8 protein-coding genes and 1 tRNA gene are annotated in these 7,165 nt (G+C 49.7%); 3 read left to right on the plus strand and 6 right to left on the minus strand.

Features of this window, described 5'->3' with window-relative positions; translation table 11 throughout:
• Positions 1 to 28: 28 nt before the first annotated feature.
• The 4 genes from rlmM to FH968_RS18415 form a co-directional block, all read right to left on the minus strand.
• Positions 29 to 1,129 (minus strand): 23S rRNA (cytidine(2498)-2'-O)-methyltransferase RlmM, encoded by a 1,101-nt coding sequence (rlmM, locus tag FH968_RS18400; protein ID WP_139882201.1) that lies wholly within the window; start codon positions 1,127 to 1,129, stop codon positions 29 to 31.
• Positions 1,122 to 1,517 carry a DUF423 domain-containing protein gene (locus FH968_RS18405; RefSeq protein ID WP_139882202.1) on the minus strand — a complete coding sequence of 132 codons (396 nt, stop codon included), beginning with the start codon at positions 1,515 to 1,517 and terminating at the stop codon, positions 1,122 to 1,124. The genes rlmM and FH968_RS18405 overlap by 8 nt, the downstream gene beginning before the upstream one ends.
• Before the next feature lie 49 nt (positions 1,518 to 1,566).
• Positions 1,567 to 2,484, minus strand: coding sequence for a glycine cleavage system transcriptional regulator GcvA (gene gcvA, locus FH968_RS18410; RefSeq protein WP_139882203.1), 918 nt, complete (start codon positions 2,482 to 2,484; stop codon positions 1,567 to 1,569).
• 343 nt (positions 2,485 to 2,827) lie between these two features.
• Positions 2,828 to 3,055, minus strand: coding sequence for a YgdI/YgdR family lipoprotein (locus tag FH968_RS18415; RefSeq protein WP_139882204.1), 228 nt, complete (start codon positions 3,053 to 3,055; stop codon positions 2,828 to 2,830).
• A 193-nt stretch (positions 3,056 to 3,248) separates the two neighbouring features.
• Here FH968_RS18415 and csdA point away from each other — a divergent pair, with 193 nt between their 5' ends.
• Both csdA and csdE read left to right on the plus strand, forming a co-directional pair.
• Positions 3,249 to 4,454: a cysteine desulfurase CsdA gene (gene csdA, locus FH968_RS18420; RefSeq protein WP_139882205.1), complete on the plus strand. Its 1,206-nt coding sequence runs from the start codon at positions 3,249 to 3,251 to the stop codon at positions 4,452 to 4,454.
• Complete coding sequence (gene csdE / locus FH968_RS18425; RefSeq protein WP_139882206.1) at positions 4,455 to 4,895, plus strand: cysteine desulfurase sulfur acceptor subunit CsdE; 441 nt, start codon at positions 4,455 to 4,457, stop codon at positions 4,893 to 4,895.
• Here the strand turns inward: csdE and tcdA are convergent.
• Positions 4,886 to 5,695: a tRNA cyclic N6-threonylcarbamoyladenosine(37) synthase TcdA gene (tcdA, locus tag FH968_RS18430; RefSeq protein WP_139882207.1), complete on the minus strand. Its 810-nt coding sequence runs from the start codon at positions 5,693 to 5,695 to the stop codon at positions 4,886 to 4,888. The two genes, csdE and tcdA, sit on opposite strands and share 10 nt — an antisense overlap.
• An 82-nt stretch (positions 5,696 to 5,777) precedes the next feature.
• A complete protein-coding gene (gene mltA, locus FH968_RS18435; RefSeq protein WP_139882208.1) occupies positions 5,778 to 6,878 on the minus strand; it encodes a murein transglycosylase A in 1,101 nt (366 codons plus the stop codon).
• A 209-nt stretch (positions 6,879 to 7,087) separates the two neighbouring features.
• Here mltA and FH968_RS18440 point away from each other — a divergent pair.
• Positions 7,088 to 7,164 (plus strand) — tRNA-Met (locus FH968_RS18440).
• Position 7,165 lies beyond the last annotated feature (1 nt).

Genomic DNA, 7,165 nt, shown 5'->3' on the forward strand with positions numbered 1-7,165 from the left:
AAGTTTGCTTATCCACCCTCGAATAGGATTAACGCTCGTCGCGACGCCCACCAGTAGCGGCCCACATACGACGTACGTGTACGGTCACTTCTTCGCGGTCATGGTACAGCTGGCGCGCCTGAATCTCGGCACTGATACCATGTTCTGCCAGCTTCTCATGAATCAGCGCCAGGTTTTGCGACACCTCTTCGTAACGCTTCTTCATTGGTAACTTGAGGTTGAAAATGGTTTCGCGGCACCAGCCGTTCACAAGCCAGGTCGCCATCAGGCTAGCGACTTTCGCCGGTTTTTCTACCATATCGCACACCATCCAGGAGATGTTGCTACGAGTTGGCTTATATTTAAAACCGTCTTCCTGCAACCAAGTCACCTGTCCGGTATCCATCAGGCTTTGCGCCATTGGACCGTTATCGACAGAAGAAACCCACATATTGCGCTTCACTAATTGGTAGGTCCAGCCGCCAGGGCAAGCCCCCAAATCAATGGCATACATGCCGTTTGCCAAACGTTCTTCCCACTCATCGGCAGGAATAAAAACGTGGAAAGCTTCTTCCAGTTTTAAGGTTGAACGGCTTGGTGCATCGGAAGGCAACTTCAGACGCTGGATACCCATATAGAAAGGCGAGTTGTTATTGCTATACGAATAGCCGGTATAACAACAACCTGGCGCGATAAAGAACACATGCACAACCGGGCGTTTTGGCGTTTCGTAATTAGTCAGAATACCGGCTTCGCGCAGGCTTGCGCGCAATGGCACAGTCAGCTTACGGCAGAACTTCATCAGCTCTTTGCTTTCGTTGGTGTCTGCAACTTCAACACGCAGATCGCCGCCCTTCTCAACCACACCAGTCAACATGCCGGTGATCGGCGTAATGCGATCTTCCGGTGGAAGATCTTTAAGCAGTTCACCCGCAACGATCATCTGACGAGCAAAGATCAATTCCTTAAATGGTAATTCACGCGCCAGTTTGTCAGCATCATCTTGCTGATAGCATTCGTAAATCACATAGCCGCTGTTTTCTTTAACGCGCGCAAAACCAAAAATATCACGCTGCCCGGCTTTATCGGTAATCTCCGCCGCGCACTCTTTCTCAAAACCTTGTCGGCAGTACAAAATAACTTTATTCATGGCTTACGCCCCTACGTTTCAGGCGCATTGCACCAATCAACATCAAGAACCAACCGGCGAGAAAACTGATCCCACCGACGGGAGTAACAAACGCCCACAGGCGTAAATGAGACAGCGCCAGACAATAAAGACTGCCGCTAAATAGAACCGTACCGAGCGCCATAAATACGCTGCTCCAGTAAAACCAAATGCTGATCCGGCGCTGCATAGCAACAGCCAGACCAAAAATTGCCAGGGTATGAAACGCTTGATATTCAAGGCCGGTTTGAATCCAACCCATCTCCACAACACCAAGCGTCTTACTCAATACATGCGCCCCAAAGGCTCCGAGGGCAACGAAGATAAAACCGCTGACCGCGGCAAAAATCAGCATGAAACGGCTGGTCATGGTGTAACCCTAAAGTAAGGCGTAGCGAAAGACCTACGCACAGGTTTGCTTATTGATCGTAGCGAAAACGGAATTTTTCTTGTTCGCTCGCAGTTTTTGCCAGAATCCACTGCCTGAAAGCCGCTATTTTACCCAGTTCTGCCTGGCTGTCATGACAAACAAGATAAAACGCATTTTTACTCACCAGAACATCATTGAAGGGGCAAACTAAACGGCCCGCTTCAATCTCTGATTGCGCCATAACATTATTCGCCAACGCAATACCCTGCCCGTGTATCGCGGCCTGGAGCACCATTGCGCTGTGGCTGAAAATTGGGCCTTGCTGCACATTGATGTGGCTCACGCCCAACTGACGCGTGTACGTCTGCCAGTCACGACGCGAAGCATCATGCAGTAAAGTGTGATGGGCTAAGTCTTCAGGGGTTTTGATGGGTTTATCGCCTGTTAACAACATCGGCGAGCAAACCGGCAGCAGATATTCGGCATACAATTTTTCGACGCGCAGACCTGGCCAGTTTCCTCGTCCGTAAAAAATCGCGACGTCTACATCATCAGAAAGCTTATCTTCCTGACGGTCAACGGCCTGTATGCGAACATCGATTCCCGGATAAGCTGTATTAAAGCTTGTGAGGCGTGGTACCAACCAATGAATGGCAAAACTAGGCAACAGACTGACCGTTAATGCACCTTTAGCGCTACGAGCCTGAAGCTTACGCGTCGCTTCGGTCAACTGCGAAAATATCTCTTTGATGTCCAGATAGTAACTCTGCCCTTCTTCTGTCAACAACAGCGAGCGGTTGCGGCGACGGAAGAGTTTAAGGCCCAGAAAATCCTCCAGGGACTTAATCTGGTGGCTGACAGCGGCCTGAGTCACGAACAATTCATCGGCCGCTTTAGTAAAACTCAAGTGACGAGCTGCGGCGTCAAATACACGTAAGGCATTTAAAGGTGGCAAACGCTTGGACATAGTTGATTGGCTTAAATGTTAAAGTCTGTTAACAAACAGGCGAACTTAGTTAACCTATTAGTTTTTTTTATCTGAGCCATTATAAATTGTCCGTTGAGGATGCACCAGCAAATACCTATAGTGGCGTCACTTCCTGAGCCGGAACGAAAAGTTATCTGAAATGCGTGTTTCGGAGGGCTTTTGGCTTACGGTTGTGATGTTGTGTTGTTGTGTTTGCAATTGGTCTGGCATTCCAGACCCTGGTAGCTAAGCTACCCCTTTTTCACTTCCTGTACATTTACCCTGTCTGTCCATAGTGATTAATGTAGCACCGCAAATTGCGGTGCTTTTTTTTGCCTGAAATTTACTGATTTAACTCAACCATCTCTTTTACGTCAGTACGGTTAATCTGCTGTTTATTCCCATTAGCGTCTTTGTACTGAATCATCCCCGTCTCTTCATCGGTTTGAGGTTTACCCGCGGACACGATGGTACGGCCATCATTGGTGTGCATTACGTAGTTCGGACTTGAACAGGCTGAAAGCGCAAAAACCATGAGACCTGCTGAAAATGCTGCGGCTGCCTTGTTCATATTTTTCTCCTTAGTAGCGTTTAATGCTAATTTTCACTCAAAAATAAATAGGGTGAAGCACTCACCTAACGTTAATTAGCATAACCCTCTTTCATGACCTTGCCAGGTTAAGCAGACTATTCCGAAGGTTATTGATCCCTTGTGTGATTAAGACAAATGCGCCACGATCACTCCATTGGATACGAGGAAAATCATGAAAACATTTAATCCCGCCAGTTTTCGCAGCCAGTTTCCGGCGTTGGCTGATGCTGGTGTCTATCTCGACAGTGCCGCAACCACTCTGAAACCTCTCGCAGTTATTGAAGCCACTCAGCAGTTTTATAGCCTGAGCGCCGGTAATGTTCATCGAAGCCAATTTGCGGCAGCACAGCGCCTGACAGAACGCTATGAAGCGGCTCGTGATAGCGTAGCGACTCTGCTCAATGCCCCTTCTGGCAAAGATATTGTCTGGACGCGAGGCACCACTGAAGCCATTAATTTGGTGGCGCAATGTTACGCACGCCCTCGCCTAAAGCCTGGTGACGAAATAATTGTTAGCGAAGCAGAACATCACGCCAACTTTGTGCCCTGGCTCATGGTCACGGAGCAAACTGGTGCGAAGATTATCAAACTGCCGCTTGGCAAAGATTACCTCGCTGATTTGAGCAAACTGCCTGAACTACTCAACGCACGCACAAAAATTCTGGCATTAGGTCAAATGTCGAACGTCACAGGCGGCTGCCCGGACTTGGTGAAAGCCATTACGCTTGCTCATGCAGCAGGTGCGGTAGTGATGGTCGATGGCGCACAAGGTGTGGTGCATTGCCCACCGGACGTGCAGGCACTAGATATTGATTTTTATGCGTTTTCCGCCCACAAACTTTATGGCCCAACCGGTATCGGTGCGCTGTACGGTAAAAGTGAGTTGTTAGAAGAAATGTCGCCGTGGCTAGGCGGCGGAAAAATGATCACTCACGTCTCATTTGAAGGGTTTAAAACTCAGCCGGTGCCATATCGTTTTGAAGCCGGTACGCCTAACGTTGCAGGCGTGATTGGCCTGAGCGCTGCCCTTGAATGGCTTGAAACAGTAGATTTGACGGAAGCAGAAACTTACAGCCGTGGGCTTACGACGCTTGCTGAAGCGGAACTGGCGAAACGTCCTGGTTTTCGCAGTTTCCGCTGTCAAGACTCGAGCCTTCTGGCATTTGATTTCGCCGGTGTTCACCACAACGATATGGTTACGCTTTTGGCCGAGTCAGGTATTTCACTGCGTGCCGGGCAGCATTGTGCGCAACCATTGCTCGCGGCCCTTGGCGTCGCAGGTACATTGCGCGCCTCTTTCGCCCCGTACAACACGCAAAGCGATGTCGATGCCTTAGTCAAAGCCATCGACAGTGCGTTGGAAATTTTGGTGGATTAAATGACAAGTGGATTTTTAGCCGGTCATCCCTTTGGCACGTCAATCACCGCCGATAACCTGCGTGCCACGTTTGCTCCGTTGCAGCAGTGGGAGGATAAATACCGCCAGCTGATTCTGTTAGGAAAGCAGCTTCCGGCACTTCCTGCTGACTTAAAGAGTGAGGGAATCGAAATTGCGGGCTGTGAAAACCGCGTCTGGCTGGGTCACAGCCTTCAGGCGAATGGTACGCTGCATTTCTATGGTGACAGCGAGGGGCGAATTGTTCGGGGTTTGCTGGCAGTTTTACTCACTGCAGTAGAAGGGAAAACGACAGAACAATTACTTAATGAAGATCCGCTCGCCCTGTTTGATGATTTAGGACTGCGTAATCAATTAAGTGCTTCACGTAGTAGTGGGCTTGCGGCACTTGCACAAGCCGTTCGTGCTGCTGCTCAAGCCTGATTGCGAACCGCTTTCGCCATCATTTTCTTTAACGCATGGGAAACCGCCACAAAACCAAAGCTGGCGGTGACCATGGTTGCGGCACCAAAACCAGAGGCACAATCCATACGTTTCGGGCCGTCAGCAGTACTTTTCATCGCACACACTGAACCATCAGCCTGAGGATAAACCAGCGCCTCAGTAGAAAATACGCAATCTATCCCCAGTTTTCCTTTGCTGTTCTTCACCACGCCAAAATCACTTTTTAGCCTTTCACGCAGTTTTGCCGCAAGTGGGTCCTGAATAGTCTTCGCCAGATCGGCGACCTGAATCTGTGTTGGATCGATTTGGCCACCCGCGCCACCGGTTGTTACCAACGGGATCTTATTACGGCGGCAATATGCGATCAGTGCCGCTTTCGGGCGCACGCTATCAATAGCATCAATCACATAGCTGAAACCTTGATTGAGCAACTGTGCGGTGTTCTCTGCGGTAATAAAATCATCGACCACCGTCACACGGCACTCCGGGTTTATTTCGCGAATGCGCGCCGCCATCACTTCAGTTTTGGCCTGCCCGACGTTATCACGCAAGGCGTGAATCTGACGGTTGGTATTGGTGACACACACATCATCCATATCAATAAGCGTAATCGCGCCGATACCAGTACGAGCCAGCGCTTCTGCGGCCCATGAGCCGACGCCACCAATGCCAATCACGCATACATGCGCATCAGCAAAGAGTTGCAGAGCATCACGACCATACAAACGAGCTGTGCCGCCAAAGCGTTGCAGCCAGGCATCGGTCAAAACTACAGACATTACATTATCCTCGGAAAATCTTTGCGGGTGTTGTTACAGGTAAAGATGACGGGCTGATTATACAACCCGTCGGCAGGAAATATTAACCATTGAAAACAGTGTTGGTGGTGCCCGGTGCGTTTTTCAGTACCCAGACACGGCCATAATGGTTGTACCAACCTGCACGGTGACCGGCATCTGGCCCAATCCCCTGGTAGATATCAAAGTGCTGCCCTTTAATCGCGCCACCGACATCCAGCGCAACCATTACACGTAATTCATATTGCCCTTTGAATTTGCCGTTGTTATCCAACAGCGGAACTTCAGCCAGAATAGTAGTGCCGGCAGGAATGATTGAGCGGTCTGACGCCACAGACGCACGGCCAATTAACGGCACGGCGCTTGCGCCTTTCACAGGTGCGTAGCTGGCAGGTTTAAAGAAGACGAAGGATGGATTCTGCTCCAGCAGTTCCTGCACTTGAGCCTGGCTGTGGGTTTCGCCCCAGTGACGAATAGCCTGCATCGACATATCTTCTTTCTTTACTTCACCACGGTCGATAAGCACTTTACCGATACTGCGGTAGGCGTGGCCATTTTTGCCCGAATAACCAAAGAAGGTTAATGGCTGGCCGTCACCGAAATCAATATAGCCACTACCCTGCACATCCATAATGAAGTTATCCATTAAGGAGTTGCTGTAAGCAATAATGTAGCTATCGCTTAGCGCACCGCTATAAATCTCTGCGCGGGAAGGTAAACGTCCACGTTTTGGCGGCATGCGATAAATAGGATACTGGAACTCACCCTGACGGGTGTAACGCGCCTGCACGACTGGCGTGTAATAACCGGTGAATTGCACGTTGCCGTAGTTGTCTGCACCTTCCATTTGCCAGGCATCAAGGCCGTACTGAGTAAGCTTGCTGGTATCGCCACCGTCACGTAGCCACTCCTGAACGGAACCGTACACGTCATTCTTACTATTATATAAACGTGGGGACGCGGAACGAATCTGATTAACTTGCTCAGAGAAGTCGCCACCGTTAACGGGTGTGCCCACCGCGTCAGGGCGGTTTACAAGTGAAAAGGGTTGGGTGAACTTCCCATCTTTATATTGCTGACCTTTATCTGTCGGTTTTGAAGAGCAGCCAGCCAAAATGGCGACGACTACTCCAGTTACAATGTACTTAGTCCAACGTCCTATCATTACTTCCTCGCCCTGGTTTATGCCTCTACACGCCACGCGAAGATAGCAAACACACCGCAAGAATTAAACGTGTTGCGCCCCATACGCGCCAGATGTGTTCAGTATTTGTACTTAATTTAAATTATTATCAGTTAGATGAGACAAATCGGGGATTTTTTAAAAAAAGGGTTGCATCAAAGAGCGAGCAGAGTATAGTGCGCTTCCACGGACGCGGGGTGGAGCAGCCTGGTAGCTCGTCGGGCTCATAACCCGAAGGTCGTCAGTTCAAATCTGGCCCCCGCAACCAA

It is taken from the genome of Buttiauxella sp. B2, from assembly GCF_006376615.1.
Lineage (GTDB): Bacteria > Pseudomonadota > Gammaproteobacteria > Enterobacterales > Enterobacteriaceae > Buttiauxella.

Bases quoted from the DNA above. Each gene is read 5' to 3' on its own strand.
- rlmM (WP_139882201.1), bottom strand. From the start codon at position 1,129: ATGAATAAAGTTATTTTGTACTGCCGACAAGGTTTTGAGAAAGAGTGC.
- FH968_RS18405 (WP_139882202.1), bottom strand. From the start codon at position 1,517: ATGACCAGCCGTTTCATGCTGATTTTTGCCGCGGTCAGCGGTTTTATC.
- gcvA (WP_139882203.1), bottom strand. From the start codon at position 2,484: ATGTCCAAGCGTTTGCCACCTTTAAATGCCTTACGTGTATTTGACGCC.
- FH968_RS18415 (WP_139882204.1), bottom strand. From the start codon at position 3,055: ATGAACAAGGCAGCCGCAGCATTTTCAGCAGGTCTCATGGTTTTTGCG.
- csdA (WP_139882205.1), top strand. From the start codon at position 3,249: ATGAAAACATTTAATCCCGCCAGTTTTCGCAGCCAGTTTCCGGCGTTG.
- csdE (WP_139882206.1), top strand. From the start codon at position 4,455: ATGACAAGTGGATTTTTAGCCGGTCATCCCTTTGGCACGTCAATCACC.
- tcdA (WP_139882207.1), bottom strand. From the start codon at position 5,695: ATGTCTGTAGTTTTGACCGATGCCTGGCTGCAACGCTTTGGCGGCACA.
- mltA (WP_139882208.1), bottom strand. From the start codon at position 6,878: ATGATAGGACGTTGGACTAAGTACATTGTAACTGGAGTAGTCGTCGCC.